Below are 21,039 nucleotides of genomic sequence, written 5' to 3'. Positions count from 1 at the left end.
ATGTGCAGTACCTGTGGGAGCTGGCTTGCCGGCGATGGGCTGCATAGCAGCCCCATTCAACACCAAACGCTAGGCCAACGCTTCCTGCACCTTCGGGTCCAGCCCCTCCCCTGCATTGGCCTCGATCCATTGCGCCAGCTGCCGGCGCATCGCCGGTGTCCAGAAGCTCTGCAGATGCTGCCGTACCCCTTGCACCGCCAGCGCCCGGTCTGGCTCGCTGTCGAAGTAATGGGCAATCTGGTTGGCCATCTTGACCAGGTTCTCACTGCTCATCGGCGCACCTCGGCTTTTTCCGCAATACGGCGCTCCTTCAGCAAGCGCCGCTGCTCGTCACTGAAGTCCTGGTAGCGCTTCTGCCACTGCGACGGCTGGAACACTTTCACCACCTCCACCGCCGTCACCTTGTACTCAGGGCAGTTGGTGGCCCAGTCGGAGTTGTCGGTAGTAATCACGTTGGCCCCCGACTCGGGGAAGTGGAAGGTGGTGTACACCACCCCCGGCGCCACCCGTGCACTGACCTTGGCGCGCAGCACCGTCTGCCCGGCGCGGCTGCCGATGCCGACCCAGTCACCGTCCTGGATGCCACGGCTTTCGGCGTCGGTCGGGTGGATTTCCAGGCGGTCGGCGTCATGCCAGGCGACGTTGCCGGTACGCCGGGTCTGGGCGCCGACGTTGTACTGGCTGAGAATGCGCCCGGTGGTCAGCAGCAGCGGGTAGCGGTTGTTGACCTTCTCCTCGGTGGGCACGTAGCCGGTAAGCATGAAGCGCCCCTTGCCACGTACGAACTGGTCGATGTGCATGGTCGGAGTGCCATCCGGCGCTGCGTCGTTGCACGGCCACTGCAGGCTGCCGTGGCGGTCGATCTCGGCGTAGCTGACGCGGTGGAAGGTGGGCGTCAGGCGGGCGATCTCGTCCATGATCTCGGACGGGTGGCGGTAGTTCATCGGGTAGCCCAGGGCATTGGCCAGGGCCACGGTCGCCTCCCAGTCGGCCTTGCCGGCCAGCGGCTCCATGACCTTGCGCACCCGCGAAATGCGCCGCTCGGCGTTGGTGAAGGTGCCGTCCTTCTCCAGGAACGAGCTGCCCGGCAGGAACACATGGGCGAACTTGGCTGTTTCGTTGAGGAAGATGTCCTGCACCACCACGCATTCCATGGCCAGCAGGGCCGCAGTGACGTGCTGGGTGTTGGGGTCGCTCTGGGCAATGTCCTCGCCCTGGCAGTACAAGGCCTTGAAGCTGCCGTCCAGCGCCGCTTCGAACATGTTGGGGATGCGCAGGCCCGGGTCGGGCTGCAGGGTCACGCCCCAGGCACGCTCGAACTCGGCGCGCACGCCCTCGTTGGAAATGTGCCGGTAGCCGGGCAATTCGTGAGGGAACGAACCCATGTCGCACGAGCCCTGCACGTTATTCTGCCCGCGCAGCGGGTTCACCCCTACCCCTTCGCGGCCGATGTTGCCGGTGGCCATGGCCAGGTTGGCGATGCCCATCACCGCGGTGCTGCCTTGGCTGTGCTCGGTCACGCCCAGGCCGTAGTAGATCGCCGCGTTGCCGCCGGTGGCGTACAGCCGGGCGGCGGCGCGGATCTGTTCGGCAGGCACGCCGCAGACCGGGCCAAGCACTTCGGGGGCGTTTTCCGCCAGGCTGACGAAGTCGCGCCAGCGGGCGAAATCTTCGGTTTCGCAGCGGGCATCGATGAAGCGCTGGGCCAGCAGGCCTTCGGTGACGATCACGTGGGCCAGGGCGTTGAGCATGGCCACGTTGGTGCCGGGGCGCAGTTGCAGGTGCAGCTCGGCGCGGGCGTGCGGCGAATCGACCAGGTCGATGCGCCGCGGGTCGATCACGATCAGTCGCGCGCCCTGGCGCAGGCGGCGCTTGAGCTGAGAGCCGAATACCGGGTGGGCGTCGGTGGGGTTGGCGCCAATCACCAGCACCACGTCGGCCTGCATCACCGAGTCGAAGCTTTGCGTACCGGCCGATTCACCCAGGGTCTGCTTCAGGCCATAGCCGGTGGGCGAATGGCATACCCGTGCGCAGGTGTCGACGTTGTTGTTGCCGAACGCTGTGCGCACCAGTTTCTGCACCAGGTAGGCTTCTTCGTTGGTGCAGCGGCTGGAGGTGATGCCGCCGATGGAATCGCGACCGTACTTCAGCTGGATGCGGCGGAACTCGCTGGCGGCGTAGGTCACCGCCTCGTCCCAGCTGACTTCCTGCCATGGGTCTTCCAGGCGCTTGCGGATCATCGGCTTGGTGATGCGGTCCGGGTGGGTGGCGTAGCCCCAGGCGAAGCGGCCCTTGACGCAGGCGTGGCCGTGGTTGGCGCCGCCGTTCTTGTCGGGGACCATGCGCACCAGCTGGTCGCCCTTCATTTCGGCGCGGAACGAGCAGCCGACGCCGCAATAGGCGCAGGTAGTGATGACCGCACGCTCGGGCTGGCCCAGCTGTACCAGGCTCTTTTCCGTCAGGGTCGCGGTCGGGCAGGCCTGCACGCAGGCGCCGCACGACACGCACTCGGAGGCGAGGAAGTTTTCACCACCCGCCGCCGCCACCCGCGATTCGAAGCCGCGCCCGGTGATGGTCAGGGCGAAGGTGCCCTGGATATCCTCGCAGGCGCGCACACAGCGGCTGCAGACGATGCACTTGCTCGGCTCGTAGTCGAAATACGGGTTGGATACGTCCTTTTTCTCGGCCAGGTGGTTGGCGCCGTCGTAGCCGTAGCGCACCTCGCGCAGGCCCACCTGGCCGGCCACGGTCTGCAGCTCGCAGTTGCCGTTGGCCGAACAGGTCAGGCAGTCCAGCGGGTGGTCGGAGATGTACAGCTCCATCACGTTGCGGCGCAGGCCGGCCAGGCGCGGGGTTTCGGTGTGCACCACCATGCCTTCGCTGACCGGGGTGGTGCAGGAGGCCGGGTAGCCGCGCATGCCTTCGATTTCCACCATGCACATGCGGCACGAGCCGAAGGCTTCGAGACTGTCGGTGGCGCACAGTTTGGGAATGCTGGTGCCGAGCATGGCCGCGGCACGCATTACCGAGGTACCGGCGGGCACAGTGATGGCACGGCCATCGATGCTCAGGCTGACCTGTACCTCGCTGTCACGGGCCGGGGTGCCGAGGTCGCTGCTTTTATCAGAAGCGGGGTCGAAGAAATTGATCACTGCGCGGCCTCCGTGTGGGTCAGCCCGAAATCGGCGGGGAAGTACTTCAGCGCGCTGGCCACCGGATAGGCGGTCATGCCGCCCATGGCGCACAGCGAGCCGTATTGCATGGTGTCGCACAGGTCGCGCAACAACAGGGCCTGGTCATGCCGTTCGGTCATGTCGCTGGTGGCGATCAGCCGGTCGACCACTTCCATGCCGCGGGTCGAGCCGATGCGGCACGGGGTGCACTTGCCACAGGACTCCTCGGCACAGAACTGCAAGGCGAAGCGCGCCATGCTGGCCATGTTCAGGGTGTCGTCGGCCACTACCACACCACCGTGGCCGAGCATCGCGCCCATGGCGGCGAAGGCTTCATAGTCCAGCGGCGTGTCGAAGTGGCTGGGCGGTACCCAGGCACCGAGCGGGCCACCAACCTGCGCGGCCTTCAGCGGCCGGCCGCTGGCCGTGCCGCCGCCATAGCCTTCCACCAGCTCGCGCAGGGTCAGGCCGAAGGCGCGTTCCACCAGGCCGCCCTGGCGGATGTTGCCGGCCAGCTGGAACGGCATGGTGCCCAGCGAGCGGCCCATGCCGAAGTCGCGGTAGAACGCCGCGCCCTTGGCCATGATGATGGGTACCGAGGCCAGGGTAAGCACGTTGTGCACCAGCGTCGGCAGGCCGAACAGGCCCTGCAGCGCGGGGAGCGGAGGCTTGGCGCGGACGATGCCGCGCTTGCCTTCGATTGATTCGAGCAGCGCGGTTTCTTCGCCGCAGATATAGGCGCCGGCGCCGACCCGCACTTCCAGGTCGAAGGCCTGGCCGCTGCCGGCCACGTCGCTGCCGAGATAGCCGGCGTCACGGGCGATGGCGAAGGCCTGGTCGAGCACGCGGATGGCGTCGGGGTATTCCGAGCGCACATAGATGTAGCCCTTGTCGGCACCCACGGCTAGGCCGGCAATGATCATGCCTTCGATCAGCAGGAACGGGTCGCCTTCCATCAGCATGCGGTCGGCGAAGGTACCGGAGTCACCCTCGTCGGCGTTGCACACCACGTACTTCTGCCCGGCCCCGGCGTCACGCACGGTGCGCCACTTGATGCCGGCCGGGAACGCCGCACCGCCGCGGCCGCGCAGGCCGGAATCGAGCACGGCGGCGACCACCTCGGCACCGTCCAGGGCCACGGCCGCTTCAAGGCCGGCGAAACCGCCATGGGCACGGTAGTCGTCCAGCGACAATGGGCGGGTGATGCCGGCGCGGGCGAACAGCAGGCGCTGCTGGGTCTTGAGGTAAGGGATGTCCTCGACCGGCCCCAAGGCCAGCGAGTGGCCACCAGGTTCACCGGGCTCACCGGTCAAGGCGTCGAGCAAGGACGGCACGTCTTCCGGGGTGACCGGGCCGAAACCCAGGCGCCCTTGCGCGCTGTCGCACTCCAGCAGCGGTTCCAGCCAGTATAGCCCGCGGGAACTGGTGCGCTGGATGTCCAGCGGCAGCTGGCGGCGCTCGGCTTCACGTTGCAAGGCATCGGCGACCTGGTCGGCGCCCACGGCACGGGCTACCGAATCGCAGGGGATGTACAGCCTCAGCATGCTGCGTCCTCCTGGCAAGCGTTGACCAGCGCGCGCAGGCGCTCAGGGGTAAGACGCGCATGCACCTGGCCGTCCAGTTCCAGCGCTGGCGAGCAGGCACAGGCGCCCAGGCAGTACACCGGGCGCAGGCTGATGGTGCCGTCGGCGCTGGTGCCGTGGTCGTCCAGCGCCAGCTGTTCGCGCAGTTGCGCGGCCAGCGCCTCGGCGCCCCGGCTCTGGCACGACTCGGCGCGGCACAGGCGCAGGGTGTGGCGCGCCGGTGGCGTGGTGCGGAAATCGTGGTAGAAGCTGATCACCCCACGCACCTCGGCCAGGCTGAGGTTCAGGGCATGGGCAATTTCGGCGACAGCGGCATCGGGGATGTAGCCGATGTCGTGCTGGATGGCATGCAGGATCGGCAACAGCGCGCCGGGGGTATCCTTGTCACGGGCCAGAATGCGGTGGATCACAGGCAGGTGGAGCAATTCATCAGGCATACAGCGGACCTCGGCATCACGGACCCTGCCTGAATTGTTGTAAGGGCAGGTATCCGGCGTGTTCTGCTGCGGCGCGCCGGCCACGTCACGGTTGCGTGGTGCCAGCGGCCTCCTTGCCTGCGGCCGCACGTCTGCGCGCGCTGGTCCGAGGCATCCTGCAAGCATGGCACTTGTGGCGCCGGGGGGTTGCGTGCGAACGACCAGGCGCATCCTGAAACCGACGCGGGTTGTTTCTGGCCTTATACAGTCTGCTGCGCTGTCGCTTAGAGAACTGAATTCGCAAGCGGTCCGCGTACCCTGTGGGAGCGGCTTTAGCCGCGAAGAATCCAACGCGGTGCATGGCACCGGCTACGCCGGTGTTCGCGGCTAAAGCCGCTCCCACAGGGTCCCTGCTAATTCAATGAGTTATGTGCAGTCCCATGAATGCATGGTATGCGCAAGCTTCAAAGCTGCGCGGCTTTGTCGATCAGTGCTTGCCTTCCACCGCCTTGGCCGTCTCGATCAGCTTGTCGAACTTGCGGTTCAGCTGGGCAAAGCGCTCATCGCTCTTGGCCCGCGCCTTGACGTTCTGGTCCGAGCTGGCCTTGTCGGCGATGGTCACCACCGTCCAGTCCCGGTCCTTGGCCACCCAGTACACCAGCTCACCGTCAGCGGAAAACGCCTCGAGTCGGCCACCGCTGTTCGGCACAGGCTTGGCCTGCCTGGTCATCGGCAGCAGTTGCTGGACCCGGGCCTCGTCGGTGCTGGCCAGCCGCACCTCCACCTGGCGAAGCTGGTCGGCCTCGTTGAACGACGCCTTCACTTGCGTGATGGCAATACCGCCCAGGTTGTAATCGCCCTTCGGGTTGCTCCCCTGAAAGAACTCGGTGGGCACCTGGTAGTGATAGCCGGTGAAATGCTCAACTTCGCCGAACTGCTGCTGCAGAATGGCCATGGCCTGGGGCTTGGGCATGCCCAGGGTGAACTGGCCGACTTCCAGCGCCGACCAGGCTTGCAGGGGGAAAAGCGCGCAGGCGAATACCAGCGGCAGGGTCCGTTTCATCGGTCATCTTCCTTGAAAAGAGCTCAGCAACCTAACCCCTGCATGACAATCAGACAATACTGGCAGGGTGCCAAGCCCACCCTGCCCCCGGCTTCAGGCCACCGCCTTGTCCACGCTGCGCCCGGCCTCCAGTTCACGCACCAGCGGCAGCACATGTTCGCCGAAGTACGCTACTTCCTCCTGGAAGTGCAGGAACCCGGACAAGATCAGATCCACACCCACCGCCTTCAGCGCAACGATGCGCTCGGCAATCTGCCGCGGTGTACCGATCAGGTTGGTCTTGAAGCCATCGTTGTACTGCACCAGGTCTTCGAAGCTGGACCTGGCCCAGTTGCCCTCGCCCTCCGGGCTGGCAGAACCGGCATGCTTCACTTCCTGGCCAAACGCCCGCACCGCCTCGGGGTTGGCCTTGTCGATGATCTCCTGCAGCACCGCACGCGCCTGCTCTTCGGTGTCGCGGGCGATGATGAAGGCATTGACTCCGACCTTTACCGAATGGCCGTTGGCCGCCGCCTTGGCGCGGATATCGTCGACCTGCGCCTTGATCCCTTCCACGCTGTTGCCGTTGGTGAAGTACCAGTCCGACACGCGCGCCGCCATGTCCCGTGCGGCACGCGAGCTGCCGCCCTGGAAAATCTCAGGGTGCGGCTGCTGCAGCGGCTTGGGTTTGAGGTTGTAGTCGCGAAAGCGATAGAAGTCACCGTTGAAGGTGAAGTTGTCCTGGGTCCAGATGCCCTTCAGCGCGCGGATGAATTCTTCGGAACGGCGATAGCGTTCGTCGTGGTCCAGCCAGGGTTCGCCGATGGCGTGGAACTCGCCCTTGAACCAGCCCGAGACCACGTTGATAGCGATGCGGCCGTTGGTGAACTGGTCGATACTCGCCAGCTGCTTGGCCGCCAGCGCCGGGTTCCACGGGCCTGGCAGGATGGCGGCGATGACCTTGAGCTTTTCCGTGGCAGCGAGCAGCGCGTGGCTGATGGTGACCGACTCGTGCTGGTTGTCGGCGCCGTAGCCGGCGGTGAAACGGATTTGCGACAGGGCGTAGTCGAAACCGGCCTGCTCGGCGATTTGCGCGAGCTTGCGGTTGTAGTCGATGTCCCAACTGGTGCGCTGTTCGATGGTGCTGACCACCAGGCCACCACTGACGTTGGGGACCCAGTAGGCGAACTTGATCGGGGCGTGGCTCATGGTAAGGCTCCTTGGTGATCCTCGGGTTCAAGGAGGCAGGAGCAGCAAACATGCCAGGCTTTAAAGTGTTTTTATTTCAATTAGTTAGCTGAAATTGGCGGCGATGTTGGCTGCATGCGGTCGAACAAGCTGCTGGATCGCTGTTGCCTGCACAACATCGCCGCCCCGGGGCAGGTCAGCGGTTCTTGCGCATGCCCATATGCGCGTCATCCATCAGCGCCTTGGCCATGTCGCAGAGAAAGTGCGAAGCCCAGACCAGCACCGGTTCGTTGTCCATAACCCCGATAAACGAGGCTCGCCGTGAGCAGTCCATCAAGACCGACGCTTGTTCGATGGCATGGTCGCAGCAGTTTCCCGCCTCTACGCGGAACAGTTTCCTGCCGTCCAGCACACCATCCAGGAACGTGGCCGCACCTACGGTCAGGCCCAGTGTGCCGGTGTCGTCATCCAATTCCTTGTCCATCTGAAACCCTCTTTTGAATCTGCCGGCCAGTGCGATTTCCCGGTTGCAGTCCCTGGCAGGAAAACCACACCGCCCAAGCTGGCAAAATTTGAAAATCAGCCCATCAGTGCAATGTATGCACCGGCTGCCCGCCCCGGAGCTGCACCTGCGCAATCGCCGACTCCAGCAGCGTGCGCACAGCCTCCATTTCATGCATGACCGCCAGGGTCATGATCGTGGCGGGAGATTTTGGGAGCGAGGCTATCGCGTGATGGCCTACGGACAAGGCGCAGAGCACGTATTCCGTGGCCTGGATCAGGGTGTCTTCCAAGTGATGGGGTGAGTCGGAAATGGGGGGATCCGGGACTATTTTGAGCATGGTCACATCTCGATTTCGTGAGAGAAAACCACACCCCATCCCTTGCAGAGAATGGGTGGCGGCTGCGTACGGGCCTGCAAGACCGGGGAAGATCGAGAAAAACCCGGCTGACCCAAAGGTCACCCGTACGCAGCCACCATTAAGCACAACCATTGGCACAGACCAACGGCTCGATGATGAGCACGCTTTCGATACTTCCCCAGGCTTGCAGACCCGGTCGTTGAATTTGCAACGACAGGGCGAGACTAGGGGGCTCAGGTTTCCATCGCAATGGTGAAACGGCTTGAAAAGGATGATTCAGAAATGGACTACGAGGAAGGGGAAAAATCTGATTAGTTCTTGTAGGAACTGATATGAGTTTCTCTAAAAAGACTCGAAGATCCGAGTGTGAAGCACAGCGCTTGGCGGTACGCCGTGCTTCTTTCAAATGCTCACTACAACGCCAACCGCGCCAGTCGCTGCAAAGCTCGAATCACCTCCTGATCCCGGTTCTCCAGCACATCCGCCTGAATACGCGCGATCACAGCCTTCAGCAATTCGGTCTGGTTCATCTCTGTATGCTGCTGAAGCGCAAGCATGTCCTGCGCCATGTACGGATTGACCTTCATCGACAACCGCCGAGTAACATTGGAACGCGCAAGCCCGCGCTGCTCTCGCTGTTCATCCAGCGCCTGAAGGAACGTTTGATGCGCCGCATGCAACTGCCCACACTGCTGCGCCTGCACCAACTGTTGGAAATAGTGGGCAAGAAACAACTTGCGTAAATTTGCCCCCGCCTCATTACTGACCGCATGCATGGCCGCATCGAGCACATCCAGATAGACCGCCGGCAAACGCGCCTCGATCGACTTGAGCTGCTGCTTGCGCGCCTCGCGGATGGCCGGCGTGGATTGCGATGGAATGGCGACCACACCATCACAACGAGCGCACACGCCCACCAGAATGTCCTTGGCCACACCTTGGCCATCGCTAAACGGCACATCCCGGCGAGCATAGTGCGTGGGCACCACTGCCTGGCAATGCTCGCAAAGCGCATTTCCTCTGTCGCCTTCGAAAAAGATCTTCATGATCTGGATACTCACTGGTGAACGCTGATGAACCAGGTGTCTGGCTCGATGAAAAAGAACTTTATGTACCAACCATCCCGTTTGAGCACATGCACCTCGATGGCTGCGACGGCATGGTGAGGGGTGCTGGCGTGATGAATACCCCTGCATGAGCGAACGACTTCGGCAACCTCGCCGGCTGACACTTCCCCTGTAGCCAGCAGGTTCTTTACGTCGATATCCCTGCGTGAAACGTGTTGATACTCCCCTGACTCAAGCGCCGCTATCACCGCTCGCTGGGCCTCCCTGAAGCCGAATTTCATAGCTCATCCCTGCCAATACGAAAATCATCGTACAAAACCCGAATCAAATCTACCGTTTGCCGAGCCCGGGCGACCAATGGCACCCCGGCCAGCTCAAGACAGCGATCCGGAACACGCATGAACTATGGTCCCATCGACCGCAGGACGGCGTAGAGCAATGTAACCAACGCTTTCATGGCCTTTTCCGACTGCCCGTTCGAGGGCAAAACCTGCTCCCACGAACACATAACCGAGGCGTCATTCAGGTAAGCTCAGCCCAGCGCAATGCAACCACCACGGACGGTACCCATGCATTCACTGACTGACGAACAAGTGCTCGCAATCATCCACGAGAACCCGATAAACCGGGCATTGCTGGCCGCCCTGCCAGCGCTGGATATCCCGCACTGCATGTTGACGGCAGGCGCCCTGTTCCAGACATTCTGGAACCACCGCGCCGGGCTACCTTCGGAGAGGGGCATCAAGGACTATGACATCGCCTATTTCGACGCCGACTTGTCCTGGGAGGCAGAGGACCGTGTCATCGCCCGGGTTCATCAGGCGTGCGCGCACCTGGGCGTCAACGTGGAAGTGCGCAACCAGGCCCGTGTTCACTTGTGGTACGAGGCGAAGTTCGGCGGCACTTATTCGCCATTGAACAAGGTCACGGATGGCATCGACCGGTATCTGATCCGGTCGACCTGCCTGGGGGTCGATGTCGGCACTGGCGAGCTTTACAGCACGCATGGCCTGGACGACCTGCAGAACGACCTGCTCAGGATGAACGAGCTGAACCCACGACCAGGCTTGTTCAGGGAAAAAGCTGCCAGCTACCAGGCACGTTGGCCGTGGCTGACCTTGGTTGAGTGAGCGTGCGCTTCTGACCTGTAGAGGCCGTGTTGGAAGGGGGCTGCCATGCAGCCCATCGCAGGCAAGCCAGCTCCCACAGGGACCGCGTAAAACTCAGAAGTTGTGCGATCACTGTGGGAGCTGGCTTGCCTGCGATGGGCCGCAAAGCGGCCCCAAACTGGTTAACTGACAGGCATTACCCCCGCTGCCTTACCATTGGCACGTCGACAGAACAGAGGTTGGTATGACAACTGGTCAGGGCAAACGGGTCGTTGTCATTGGTGCAGGCATCGTGGGCGCCAACTCGAAACCGAGCTGCCGGGCTTGACGGTGCGATGGACTGGCGCCTTGTCATACAACGAGATGTCGAGCGAAGCACCGTCGGTTGCAGGTAATCCGTCTGCGCCTGACAGGGTCTCCCGATCACGGATTCTCGAGCTTGAGCCCAATCTCAAACACCCACCTGGGTCTGCTTCATATGCGCCAGCAGAGGAGGCGCTGGACCCGGTGGCCGCTGTGCATGCGTTGATAACGGGTGCCGAGGCCTATGGGGCGAAAGTGCTCACTCAAACGCCAGTGCTCGGTTTTGCAATCCAGCGTGCAAAGGTGGGCGGAGTTGAAACAACGAGGGGCATCATCGATGCCGATGTTGTCGTAGTGGCAGCAGGGACAGGCATCACGAAACTGACGGACAGGCTGGAAGTATCACTTCCAATAGACGCCTCACCTGCCCTCCTCATCCGCTACAAGGCACAACCCAACCTTGTGCGCACGATCATCTCCAGCCCTGAGATGGAAGTGAGGCAAACCACGGATGGTGCGTTGCTGGCAGCAGAAGATTATCTGGGCGACGCAGTGGAGAATCAGCCGGTAGCGCTAGCGCTGCGAACGGCCAAGGCGATTCAGAACGAGCTCCACGGGGCTGCTTCAATAGAGCTGGAATGGGCTTGTGTCGGGCTCAGGCCTATGCCTGCCGATGGTATTCCCATCATCGGTTATCTACCAAAAGTGGATGGCGTCTATGTGTGTGCAGTGCACCCTGGCATTACGTTGGCGGCGATAGTGGGGCGTCTTGCCAGCGAGGAGATTATCGGTGGCGAGGTTTCCAGTGTTCTTGGTCCATGCAGGCCAGATCGATTTTTTTGGCAGGCGTGAAGGCTGTTGGGAGGCCGAAGCGATCAGTTTTAAATGACTGCTTTCGACCCATTGCGGACACCTGTAACCGGGGCCGCTTCGCGGCCCATCGCCGGCAAGCGCGGCTCCCACAGGTACAGCGCATGCCTGAAAGCTGGTGATATTCCTGTGGGAGCCGGCTTGCCGGCGATGAGGCCGGTACTGACAACAGAGCTTTGGATCAGTGTCCGCTCTGGGTCGAAAGCTGCCAGTCGCGAGTGACTGCTTTCGACCCAAGCAGACGCTAAGAGATAACTGGGGCCTGTTCTGCAGGCGTCGTAACGGCCTGGATCAATACTCGTGTTGAAGCTATACCCAAAGGGTTCACAGTAACGATGGACCATCCGCCCTGTTATCGACCGGGGGAACTTCGCGGTGTCAAATCAGCTGGTCATACGCAACATGACCCGTCCCGAACTGGACGAGCTCGTCGATTGGGCTGCCCGTGAGGGTTGGAATCCCGGCGTTCACGATGCCGAGCTGTTCTGGGCCACGGACCCTGCCGCCTTCATTGCAGCGTCCCAGGACGGCGAATTGATCGGTGGCGGTGCAATCACTTCCTACAACGGCGAATTCGGTTTCATGGGCTTTTTCATCGTCCGGCCTGAGTATCGCGGTCAAGGCCTGGGCAATACCCTCTGGCACGCACGCCGCGAGCGACTCCTCGCCCGCCTGCGCCCAGGCGCGAGCATTGGCATGGATGGCGTCTTCGCAATGCAGGACTACTACGCCAAGGGTGGGTTCGTCTTCTCCCATCGCAACATGCGTTTTCGTGCCAAGGCCACCGAACGCCCTGCGCCTTCGCAGGTAGACAACCAGGACATCGTCCCGTTGGCCACCTTCCCGTTCGATGAGGTGGTCGATTACGACCGCACCTGCTTCCCTGCCGCGCGCGCAGCCTTCCTGAGCGGGTGGATAGCCCAGGCCGATGCACTTGCCGTGGGTTGCCGCCGCGAGGGCAGGCTTAGCGGCTATGGCGTGGCAAGGCGCTGCCGGGAAGGCTACAAGATCGGCCCCTTGTTCGCCGATGACGCCCTGGCAGCCAATGCCCTCTACGCGCGCCTGGCAGAATTTGCGCAAGGTTGCCCGCTGTTTCTGGATGCCCCCGAGAATAACCCCGCTGCGATGGCGCTTGTGCGCCAACAGGGCATGATCGAGGTTTTCGGCTGCGCACGCATGTACCTCGGCCCACCTCCGGCGATCGCACACGAACGTGTGTTCGCCGTCACGACCTTCGAGCTGGGCTGATGTCCGCTCGCAACCTGATCGGTTATGGCGGCAACCCACCCCACCCGCGATGGCCCGGTGGGGCGCGCGTTGCGGTCCAGTTCGTACTCAACATCGAAGAGGGTGCGGAGTCATGCATGCTCAATGGTGACGCACAGTCGGAGGCCTGGCTTCATGAGCTACCGGGCCGCCCGCCGCGTGTGGGGGAACCGGACCTGAGCGTCGAGGGCATGTACGAATACGGATCGCGCGCAGGTGTATGGCGCATTTTGGAGCTGTTCGGCGCCAGGGGCCTGCCGCTGACCGCCTTTGCCGTTGGCCGAGCACTGGAACTGACCCCGGCGATTGGCCATGCGCTCTGCGCTGCCGGGCATGAGATTGCCGGGCATGGCTACCGTTGGCTGGACTATCGCGACATGCCTGAAGACCAGGAGCGGCGCCATATCCGCCTCACCATCGACGTGATCGAGCAGATCTGCGGTAAACGCCCCGTAGGTTGGTATACAGGAAGGGTCAGCCAGAACACCCGCCGCCTGTTGCGTGAGGAAGGTGGGTTTCTCTATAGCTCGGACGCCTACAACGATGATCTGCCCTACTGGCTCCCAGGCTCGCCCGCCCACCTGGTGATTCCGTACACACTGGTCAACAACGACGCCCGCTATCTGCTGCCCAATGGCTTCGCTTGCGGTGAAGACTTCTTCCGGCTGCTAAAGGATGCTTTCGACCTGTTGTGGCAGGAGGGCGCGCACCACCCGAAGATGATGAGCGTGGGCCTGCATGGGCGGATCAGTGGCCATCCTGGTCGTGCGATGGCGCTGGCGCGCTTTCTCGATTACGTGCAAGGCCACGACGGGGTGTGGGTCTGCCGGCGCGAAGAGATTGCCAGGCACTGGATAGCCCAGTTCCCCGCCTGAGCGGTCAGTCGTTCGCAACAAACACGAGATCAGCTAACGGCCTGCCCTGCCGGACGCGCCGAGCACAGCCTTGCGCTGGCACTTCACCAGGAACTTGCGGCCGGTTTCGACAAAGGGCGTGACGATCAGGCTATAGACCGTCAGGTAACGCTGGTGGTCCTGCTCGTTGGTGCCGAAGCGGATGCTTTCGGGCGTTGATGTAGTGACATAGAGCGTGCCGAACATCCAGTCCCAGAGGGACAGGTTGGTGCCGAAGTTACGGTTGAAATGGCGCGGGGCGTCGCGGTGATGGATCTGGTGCTGGGCCGGGCTGTTGAACACATGTTCCAGCTCCGGGCCGAACGACAGCCAGACATGACTATGCCGCAGGTTGGCCGCCAGGCTGTTGAAGATAAAAACCAGGTAGGTCACACCGAACAGGGTGTAGCGGCTGACTTCACCGCCGCAAAGGTACCAGAAGCATCCGGCGTAGAAACCGATGCAAATGCCGGTGCTCAGTTTCTCGACGATCTTTTCCACGAAATGCACCCGGCTCGCCGTCGCCGGCACCAGCACGGGCGCCGAATGATGGACCTTGTGAAAGGCCCAGAGCCAGCGGGAGTGAAAGGCCCGGTGCGCCCAGTAATGGATGAAGTCCTTGAGCAGGAACACCCCCAACCCGTAGAGCAGGGACAGTGCGAGGTTTTCGCCCAGGCGCGGGCGCGCGCCCCAGAGGTTGCTGAAAAAGGCCAGGTAATCGCCGGAGCGCAGGATGTAGGGGTCGACCAGATGGACGACGGGCAGCACCAGCGCAACCTTGAGGATGGCCCGCACGAAGTAGTAGCGGTAGTCCAGCAGCGCCGAGGGATGCAGATGTACCCGGGCGCCACCGATGAATTGCCAGAACGACTGGGCGTCGCTCAGGCCGCGCCGCTTCCTGAAGCGGAACAGACCATAGGCTGCGCCATAGGAGATGCAAAGGAACAAGGCCCCGAAACGGCCGTTCAAATTGAAAATGCCGAGAAACTGGTCGGTAACGGGCGTGATCACCCAATCGGTCAGGTGCTCATAGGCAAGCGACAGGGCATCCACGAAACGTCAGCCTCGGCAAAAGGGACGCAATTGTAAATCAGATTGGTTTACTCGAGTGGCTTTCTGCATGAAGTGCTGCTTCAAGCACCGGGTAATCGCTTGCCCCCACCCGCAAAAACACAACACACCGATTGACAACTGCAGGAGGAAGGACAACTATCCGGCCGCCTTTATGCGAAGCTTTATCATTATCACTACGCTTCTCATCATTGCACCCGCATAGTCCATCGAAAGGAGCCAATGGATGTCCGCCTGTTTTTCTCCCCCCGCCTTCAGCATTCGCCAAGCCGCACTGGTAGCAAGCCTTTCTGGCTCGCTGCTGGCCAGTGCCAATGCCTGGGCCGTGCCTGTCAGCTACAGCATCCCGGCCGGGCCGCTGGGGGCCGCGATCAATCAGTTCGCCACGGCAAGCGGGGTGACTGTCAGCGTCAGCAACGAAGAAATCGCTGGCCTGCGCAGTGAGGGACTGCAGGGCAGTTACGAGCTGGAGCAAGGCCTCGCGCAACTGCTGCAAGGCAGTGGCCTGCAGGTGCTGCAAGCGGGAGACAAGCACTACATGTTGGCCCGCCCGAGCCAGGATGGCACGATGGAACTCGCTGCAACGACGGTCTCCAGCGTGGGGCTGGGTGCCACCACCGAAGGCACCGGCAGCTACACCACAGGTTCGGCCAATACGGCAACCGGGCTGCGCCTCTCGGCACGCGAGACACCACAGTCGATCAGCGTGGTGACCCGCCAGCAGATCGAAGACCAGAACCTGAACGATGTTGCCCAGGTACTGGAACAAACCCCAGGCGTGGTCGTCGACAGCATGGGGCCGGCCGGCAGCGACGCCAATCATATCTATGTACGTGGTTTCGAGGTCGGCACCATCCAGGTCGACGGCCTCAACCGGCCTGACAGCTTTGGCTTTCGCGATGACCTTGCCGACATGGTGTCGTATGACCGGGTCGAGGTGGTACGCGGGGCCACGGGGCTGATGTCCGGCACCGGTGACCCCGGTGCGACCGTCAACCTGATCCGCAAGAAGCCGACCTTTGAAACGCAACGCAAGCTGACCCTGAAAGCAGGCTCGTGGGACACCTACCGCACCGAGCTGGACGTGTCTGGCAAGCTGTCGGAAAGCGGCAATGTACGCGGGCGCCTCGTGGCCTCGAACACCGACAGCCAGAGCTACGTCGACCGCCAGTCCCTGGAGCGACAGGTGGGCTATGGGGTGCTGGAATGGGACATCACCGACAGCACGATGCTGACCGTGGGGGCGGAGTATCAGGAAATGGACAACGACGGCGCCGGTAACCACGGCTTCCCGATGTTCAACTCCGATGGCAGTCACTTCAGCCCTTCCCGCTCGTTCAACTCGGCCTCGGACTGGAGCTACCACAAGCGTCGCACCAAGACCCTGTTCACCACCCTGGATCACGACCTGGCCAACGGCTGGCACCTGAAATTCAATGCTGAGCACAGTCGCCGAAGCTATGACGACGTATTTGCCACCGCCGCCAGCGGCACCGTCAAACCTGATGGCAGCGGCATCCAGACCTGGACTGGCCGTTGGGCAGGCGAACCTCGGCAGACCTCGTTCGACCTGTCGGCTACGGGCCCGTTCGAAGTGCTGTCGCGCGAGCACCAGGCGTACGTCGGGCTCAGCCACTACCGGGCCTACTACCGCAACGACGGCTACGATCTGTGGACGTATCAGGATATCGACAACATCCATGACTGGGATGGCTCGTTGCCAATACCCGACGCCATCTACAACAAGACGACGGAGGATGCGCTGGATGAAACCCAGGACGGCCTGGTGGCTTCGGTGCGCTGGAGCCTGGCCGATGACCTGTCGCTGATTACCGGCGCTCGGGTGATCGACTGGCGACGTGACGAAACCCACGAGACACTGGCGAGCGGTGAAACCGATCGCACCTCGCGCAGCGAAACCGGGGTCGTCACCCCTTACATCGGGCTGGTTTACGACATCGACAACAACTGGTCGGCCTATGCCAGCTACACCACCATCTTCAACCCGCAAGACAAACAGACTGCATCGGGCAGCTACATCGACCCGTTGGAGGGCGTGAACTACGAGCTAGGCCTGAAGAGCGAGTTCTGGGACAAGCGCCTGACTGCTGCACTCAGCGTGTTCGAAGTGCACCAGGACAACCTGGCCGTGAAGGACGGTGCCAACAAGGCGCCAGACGGCAACCAGGCCTACCGGGCCGAGTCCGGCACCAAGACCCGCGGTTTCGAAATGGAAATGGCGGGCGAGATCCTGCCTGACTGGCAAGTATCGGCCAGCTACACCTATGCCGTGAGCAAGAACTCGGATGGCGACCGCCTGCTTACCGAAGTGCCCCGCGACACCCTCAAACTGTTCACCAGCTACCGCCTGCAGTCACTGCCGCAACTGAAAGTGGGCGGCGGTGTGCGCTGGCAAGGATCGGAGTACGAGAAAAACGCAGGCCCCAACAAGGAGACCTTCACCCAGGGTGCCTACAGCGTGGTCAACCTGATGGCGCAATATGCCTTCACGCCGCAAACCAGCGTCTCGCTGAACCTCGACAACCTGTTTGACAAGACCTACTACACGGCGATCGGCTCACGTGGCTGGTACGGCAGCCCACGTAGCGCCACGGCCACGTTGGTGTACGCGTTCTGACCCAGCCGGCGCTCGCTGCCGATGCCCGGCAGCGGCGCCAAACAAGTATCCATATTTGGCGCAGCCAGTAACACATGCGCACAATATGTGTGTACAAATTTCCCATCTGCAGGCTCGCATCAGAGGTGACTACGACCAATAAAGAGGATACAAAAGCCCGAGAACCGCCAACTCCAACTGCTCGGTGGGTTGGTACGAATCTTGTTTGTATACAAAACCAAAAATAAAAGTACACAAGAGTTACGGAGTCCCGATGGCGTCAATTTCACGTTCCGGTGTCAGCCAGCTTGATGTTCTCCCTGCCGAAACGGCTGGGCCCACTCAGTTGGAGTTGAGCCCGCGCCTTTACAGTGCCGACCTTGCACCGACCCGCGCGGCAAATCGCACCTGGGGCCGCTACAGCCTGTTTGCACTGTGGACCAACGATGTGCACAACATCGCCAACTACTCCTTCGCCATCGGCCTCTTCGCCCTGGGCATGAGCGGCGCACAGATCCTCGCAGCCTTCGCGCTCGGCGCACTGGTGATCTATGGCCTCATGAACCTGTCCGGCTACATGGGGCAGAAGACCGGCCTGCCCTACCCCGTCATGTGCCGGATCAGCTTCGGCATCCATGGTGCGCAGATCCCGGCACTGATCCGCGCGGTAATCGCCATCGCCTGGTTCGGCATCCAGACCTACCTCGCTTCGGTAGTGCTGCGCGTGCTGCTTACCGCCATCGCTCCCGACCTCAAGCCCTACGACCAGAACTCGATCCTCGGCCTGTCGACCCTGGGCTGGATCACCTTCCTCGGCATCTGGTGCGTGCAGGTGGCGATCTTCGCCTATGGCATGGAGATGGTGCGCCGTTACGAATCCTTCGCCGGGCCGATCATCCTGGTCGCCTTCGCAGGCCTGGCGGGCTGGATGTACTGGCGCAGCGGCCTGTCAATTTCCTGGTCCAGCGGCAACGCGCCGACCGGCTCCACGATGTGGCTGAAGGTGCTGGGTGCCGCCGCGCTGTGGGTCTCGCTGTACGGCACCATGATCCTCAACTTCTGCGACTTTACCCGCAACTGCCCGGACCGGCGTACCATCAGCGTGGGCAACTTCTGGGGCCTGCCGGTGAACATGCTCGGTTTCGCACTGATCGCCGTGGTGCTCGCCGGTGCGCAGTTCAGCATCGACGGCAAACTGGTGCAGGGACCGACCGAGATCGTTGCAGCCATCCCGAACACCGCCGGCCTGGTGCTGGCCTGCCTGGCCTTCCTGATCGTCACCGTGGCGGTGAACATCATGGCCAACTTCGTCGCCCCGGCCTACGTACTCACCAACCTGGCCCCGAACCTGCTGAACTTCCGCCGCGCCGGCTTGCTCAGCGCCGCCATCGCCGTGCTGATCCTGCCCTGGCACCTGTACAACAGCCCGTCCGTGATCGTGTATTTCCTTGGCGGCCTGGGCGCCCTGCTCGGCCCACTGTACGGGATCATCGTCACCGACTATTACCTGGTTCGCCGCAGCCGGGTGAACCTGCCAGAGCTGTATAGCGAAAGCAGCGAGGCGACCTATCACTATCGTGGCGGGGTCAACCTGCGCGCCGTAGCGGCCTTCATCCCGGCGTCGCTGATCGCCATCGTGCTGGCGCTGGTACCGGCGTTCGAAACGCTGTCGCAGTTCTCCTGGTTCTTCGGCGCGGGCCTGGGCGGGCTGATCCACTATGCCCTCGCCAACCGCAGCGCCAGATACCTTGAGGTTTCCGGCGAAAGCATCGCAGTGGATAGCACGCACCACTGACCGGGGCTGCCAGCGCGGCCCCCTGTAGGAGCGGCCTTGTGTCGCGAAAGGGCTGCGCAGCAGCCCCAGCAATTTGAGCCTCTGCGCTGAATCCCTGGGGCTGCTACGCAGCCCTTTCGCGACACAAGGCCGCTCCTACAAGGCTCCCAGCAGCCAGCTGAGATGCCCGCTCGTTCGGCAGGACCATCCGATCTGTTTCCAGACGCATGCCCTGCTCTCTTGGTAAACTAGCCGCCTGCCCTGGCAATCACCGATCTCCTGCCGCCGACTTTTGCTACGTCGCGCCCTCGGTTTGCTACAAACACCCTCGAAATTGCTGAATTTGGTACAAGACACGTTGAACGATATGACCACAAACCCAGGCTCTAACCCAGCAACCACGCGCCCTGAGCCTTCCCGTCGCTTCAGCGTTGCACCCATGATGGATTGGGCTGGTTCTTCACCCGACCCAACGTTTACAGGGGTTTCATCCTAAGCCAACGATTTTCGTACCAATTTCGTACCAACCATTTTTCCATTCGGCCTAACTGCCGACACTTTTAGATGAACTCGCTGATGCTGCTATCGGCCTGCGCTTTTGGTAATGCGTCATCGCGTCGGCTGCGTCGGCACACATGAGGTGTTTCAGGAGTGCGTGTAAAAGCTGAGGGTTCTGGATTGCAACGTGCGGCGGTAGCATCTGGCCACCTATTTCAGCGCCGAGTGCATAATGGCAAGTGTTTTCGTTATACGGATCCCTGGGTGGAGAACTTTCGTTTTCACTATTCCTGAAAACTGGAACTCTTACCATTTGAACCATTGGTTTCGCCGAACCATTCGTTCTCGACTTTTTCAAGAGATCGAACTTGGCAATCACCAAGCCGCGTTGCAGTTGGCGCAGCCGTGGAGGTTGCGTTATCTGCGTGGCGAATGGGGAGAATCCGCTGTCCGTTGTGCCATCGGCTACAATCAATCCGCCCTGGCTGTGGAGCTAGTGCGACGTGGCGGGATGTATGCAGAGGATGGCACCTTGGCCCTAGCGGCGATGAAGGGTGACCTGATAGTGGTCGAAGCGCTGTTATCAGCCGGGAAGCATCCGGACGAACCCTTCAAGGACCCGCTTTGTCATGGAATGACACCCTTGATGTGGGCGACCAACAGACGTCACCCCGAGATCATGGAGCGCCTGTTGCAGGCGGGAGCCGATATTGACGCTGTCGACCGTCAAGGTTGTTCAGCGGCAAGACATGTAACCAATTTTGGCGGTACTTCTCTGGAAGCGCTGAAGGTGTTACTGCGCCACAAACCTGAAATCCTATGGACTGAGATGTGGAGCGGAATCGATTTCCTGAATGCCGTACGACGTTATCGGGACAACCGTGACCCGGATGCGCTGCAATTCATGACGCGCAAGTTTCCCGAACTGGACATGGACGAATACCTAGACAGCTAGGGCTCTGGACTTTATTTAGCGGGCTGGATGCCGTCGCATCGCCTAGACGGGATGACCTAATTGTGATGGGTAGCGCTGACATGGACGCCTCACAAATGCCCTCGCTAGCGAAATGGTGCGCCTGCGCCGTAGCGCCTACCGTCCGCTACGTGCCAAAAGCGGACCTTCCCAGCAGCTCCAGCTGAATTCCGCATCAGCATCGAAGATTGCCGTGGCCAAGCTGTAAGTAATGGATTGCACCGACTCATCTCACACGCCTTTGTTTTAAAGGCCTACAGCTAAAATAAATCCTTGCCGTACCACTTTTGTACCAGCTCGACCAGAAGGCAGTAACGATTGCAACCGCGTGTT

Annotated in this window: 17 protein-coding genes and 1 pseudogene; 7 read left to right on the top strand and 11 right to left on the bottom strand. The window is 61.8% G+C overall.

What is annotated here, in order from left to right; all coding sequences use genetic code 11:
- Positions 1-69 precede the first annotated feature (69 nt).
- The 10 genes from CAG22_RS21035 to CAG22_RS20985 form a co-directional block, all read right to left on the bottom strand.
- The gene (locus CAG22_RS21035; RefSeq protein WP_015269628.1) at positions 70-273 is read right to left on the bottom strand and encodes a formate dehydrogenase subunit delta; all 204 of its coding nucleotides are present in this window, start codon (positions 271-273) and stop codon (positions 70-72) included.
- The gene (gene fdhF / locus CAG22_RS21030; protein WP_025338352.1) at positions 270-3,152 is read right to left on the bottom strand and encodes a formate dehydrogenase subunit alpha; all 2,883 of its coding nucleotides are present in this window, start codon (positions 3,150-3,152) and stop codon (positions 270-272) included. The genes CAG22_RS21035 and fdhF overlap by 4 nt, the downstream gene beginning before the upstream one ends.
- Positions 3,149-4,717 carry an NADH-quinone oxidoreductase subunit NuoF gene (locus CAG22_RS21025; protein ID WP_085706084.1) on the bottom strand — a complete coding sequence of 523 codons (1,569 nt, stop codon included), beginning with the start codon at positions 4,715-4,717 and terminating at the stop codon, positions 3,149-3,151. Before CAG22_RS21025 ends, fdhF begins: the two co-directional genes overlap by 4 nt.
- Positions 4,711-5,193, bottom strand: a complete 483-nt coding sequence (locus tag CAG22_RS21020; protein WP_085706089.1) for a formate dehydrogenase subunit gamma — start codon at positions 5,191-5,193, stop codon at positions 4,711-4,713. The genes CAG22_RS21025 and CAG22_RS21020 overlap by 7 nt, the downstream gene beginning before the upstream one ends.
- A 466-nt stretch (positions 5,194-5,659) precedes the next feature.
- Positions 5,660-6,235: a hypothetical protein gene (locus CAG22_RS21010; RefSeq protein WP_085706082.1), complete on the bottom strand. Its 576-nt coding sequence runs from the start codon at positions 6,233-6,235 to the stop codon at positions 5,660-5,662.
- 93 nt (positions 6,236-6,328) lie between these two features.
- Positions 6,329-7,423, bottom strand: coding sequence for a dimethylsulfone monooxygenase SfnG (gene sfnG / locus CAG22_RS21005; protein WP_025338349.1), 1,095 nt, complete (start codon positions 7,421-7,423; stop codon positions 6,329-6,331).
- Between the two features lie 175 nt (positions 7,424-7,598).
- Positions 7,599-7,886 carry a DUF3077 domain-containing protein gene (locus CAG22_RS21000; protein ID WP_025338348.1) on the bottom strand — a complete coding sequence of 96 codons (288 nt, stop codon included), beginning with the start codon at positions 7,884-7,886 and terminating at the stop codon, positions 7,599-7,601.
- 103 nt (positions 7,887-7,989) lie between these two features.
- Positions 7,990-8,244, bottom strand: coding sequence for a hypothetical protein (locus tag CAG22_RS20995; RefSeq protein WP_085706081.1), 255 nt, complete (start codon positions 8,242-8,244; stop codon positions 7,990-7,992).
- 434 nt (positions 8,245-8,678) lie between these two features.
- Entirely contained in the window at positions 8,679-9,311 is a 633-nt protein-coding gene (locus CAG22_RS20990) for a hypothetical protein (protein WP_085706088.1), read from the bottom strand.
- An 11-nt stretch (positions 9,312-9,322) separates the two neighbouring features.
- Positions 9,323-9,613, bottom strand: a complete 291-nt coding sequence (locus CAG22_RS20985) for a hypothetical protein (RefSeq protein ID WP_015269619.1) — start codon at positions 9,611-9,613, stop codon at positions 9,323-9,325.
- A 288-nt stretch (positions 9,614-9,901) separates the two neighbouring features.
- Between CAG22_RS20985 and CAG22_RS20980 the strand changes: the two genes are divergently transcribed.
- From CAG22_RS20980 to puuE, 4 genes and pseudogenes are all read left to right on the top strand, one after another.
- Positions 9,902-10,462 (top strand): nucleotidyltransferase family protein, encoded by a 561-nt coding sequence (locus tag CAG22_RS20980; protein WP_085706080.1) that lies wholly within the window; start codon positions 9,902-9,904, stop codon positions 10,460-10,462.
- Positions 10,463-10,738: 276 nt separating this feature from the next.
- Positions 10,739-11,596 (top strand): annotated as a pseudogene (locus CAG22_RS20975) (NAD(P)/FAD-dependent oxidoreductase); the annotation flags it as partial.
- Positions 11,597-11,989: 393 nt separating this feature from the next.
- The gene (locus tag CAG22_RS20970; protein WP_085693021.1) at positions 11,990-12,862 is read left to right on the top strand and encodes a GNAT family N-acetyltransferase; all 873 of its coding nucleotides are present in this window, start codon (positions 11,990-11,992) and stop codon (positions 12,860-12,862) included.
- Positions 12,862-13,755 carry an allantoinase PuuE gene (gene puuE / locus CAG22_RS20965; RefSeq protein ID WP_061302810.1) on the top strand — a complete coding sequence of 298 codons (894 nt, stop codon included), beginning with the start codon at positions 12,862-12,864 and terminating at the stop codon, positions 13,753-13,755. The genes CAG22_RS20970 and puuE overlap by 1 nt, the downstream gene beginning before the upstream one ends.
- A 33-nt stretch (positions 13,756-13,788) precedes the next feature.
- On the opposite strand, the gene CAG22_RS20960 is transcribed toward puuE, so the two are convergent.
- Positions 13,789-14,826, bottom strand: coding sequence for a sterol desaturase family protein (locus tag CAG22_RS20960; RefSeq protein WP_085706078.1), 1,038 nt, complete (start codon positions 14,824-14,826; stop codon positions 13,789-13,791).
- A gap of 244 nt (positions 14,827-15,070) precedes the next feature.
- On the opposite strand from CAG22_RS20960, the gene CAG22_RS20955 reads away from it, so the two are divergent.
- The 3 genes from CAG22_RS20955 to CAG22_RS20945 all read left to right on the top strand — a co-directional run bounded on the left by CAG22_RS20955 (position 15,071) and on the right by CAG22_RS20945 (position 20,688).
- Complete coding sequence (locus CAG22_RS20955; protein WP_085706077.1) at positions 15,071-17,482, top strand: TonB-dependent receptor; 2,412 nt, start codon at positions 15,071-15,073, stop codon at positions 17,480-17,482.
- 253 nt (positions 17,483-17,735) lie between these two features.
- Entirely contained in the window at positions 17,736-19,256 is a 1,521-nt protein-coding gene (locus CAG22_RS20950; protein ID WP_085706076.1) for an NCS1 family nucleobase:cation symporter-1, read from the top strand.
- A gap of 790 nt (positions 19,257-20,046) precedes the next feature.
- A complete protein-coding gene (locus CAG22_RS20945; RefSeq protein WP_170929324.1) occupies positions 20,047-20,688 on the top strand; it encodes an ankyrin repeat domain-containing protein in 642 nt (213 codons plus the stop codon).
- Positions 20,689-21,039: the final 351 nt, after the last annotated feature.

This window comes from Pseudomonas sp. B8(2017) (assembly GCF_002113575.1).
Taxonomy (GTDB): Bacteria; Pseudomonadota; Gammaproteobacteria; order Pseudomonadales; family Pseudomonadaceae; genus Aquipseudomonas; species Aquipseudomonas putida_Z.
The sequence above is the reverse complement of the archived record's forward strand: the minus strand, read 5'-3'. Positions and strand labels throughout refer to the sequence as shown.

Coding starts and splice junctions, on each gene's coding strand:
- CAG22_RS20950 (WP_085706076.1), top strand. CDS start 17,736: ATGGCGTCAATTTCACGTTCCGGTGTCAGCCAGCTTGATGTTCTCCCT.
- CAG22_RS21020 (WP_085706089.1), bottom strand. CDS start 5,193: ATGCCTGATGAATTGCTCCACCTGCCTGTGATCCACCGCATTCTGGCC.
- CAG22_RS21035 (WP_015269628.1), bottom strand. CDS start 273: ATGAGCAGTGAGAACCTGGTCAAGATGGCCAACCAGATTGCCCATTAC.
- CAG22_RS20955 (WP_085706077.1), top strand. CDS start 15,071: ATGTCCGCCTGTTTTTCTCCCCCCGCCTTCAGCATTCGCCAAGCCGCA.
- CAG22_RS20985 (WP_015269619.1), bottom strand. CDS start 9,613: ATGAAATTCGGCTTCAGGGAGGCCCAGCGAGCGGTGATAGCGGCGCTT.
- CAG22_RS21000 (WP_025338348.1), bottom strand. CDS start 7,886: ATGGACAAGGAATTGGATGACGACACCGGCACACTGGGCCTGACCGTA.
- sfnG (WP_025338349.1), bottom strand. CDS start 7,423: ATGAGCCACGCCCCGATCAAGTTCGCCTACTGGGTCCCCAACGTCAGT.
- CAG22_RS21010 (WP_085706082.1), bottom strand. CDS start 6,235: ATGAAACGGACCCTGCCGCTGGTATTCGCCTGCGCGCTTTTCCCCCTG.
- CAG22_RS21025 (WP_085706084.1), bottom strand. CDS start 4,717: ATGCTGAGGCTGTACATCCCCTGCGATTCGGTAGCCCGTGCCGTGGGC.
- CAG22_RS20980 (WP_085706080.1), top strand. CDS start 9,902: ATGCATTCACTGACTGACGAACAAGTGCTCGCAATCATCCACGAGAAC.
- CAG22_RS20990 (WP_085706088.1), bottom strand. CDS start 9,311: ATGAAGATCTTTTTCGAAGGCGACAGAGGAAATGCGCTTTGCGAGCAT.
- CAG22_RS20995 (WP_085706081.1), bottom strand. CDS start 8,244: ATGCTCAAAATAGTCCCGGATCCCCCCATTTCCGACTCACCCCATCAC.
- puuE (WP_061302810.1), top strand. CDS start 12,862: ATGTCCGCTCGCAACCTGATCGGTTATGGCGGCAACCCACCCCACCCG.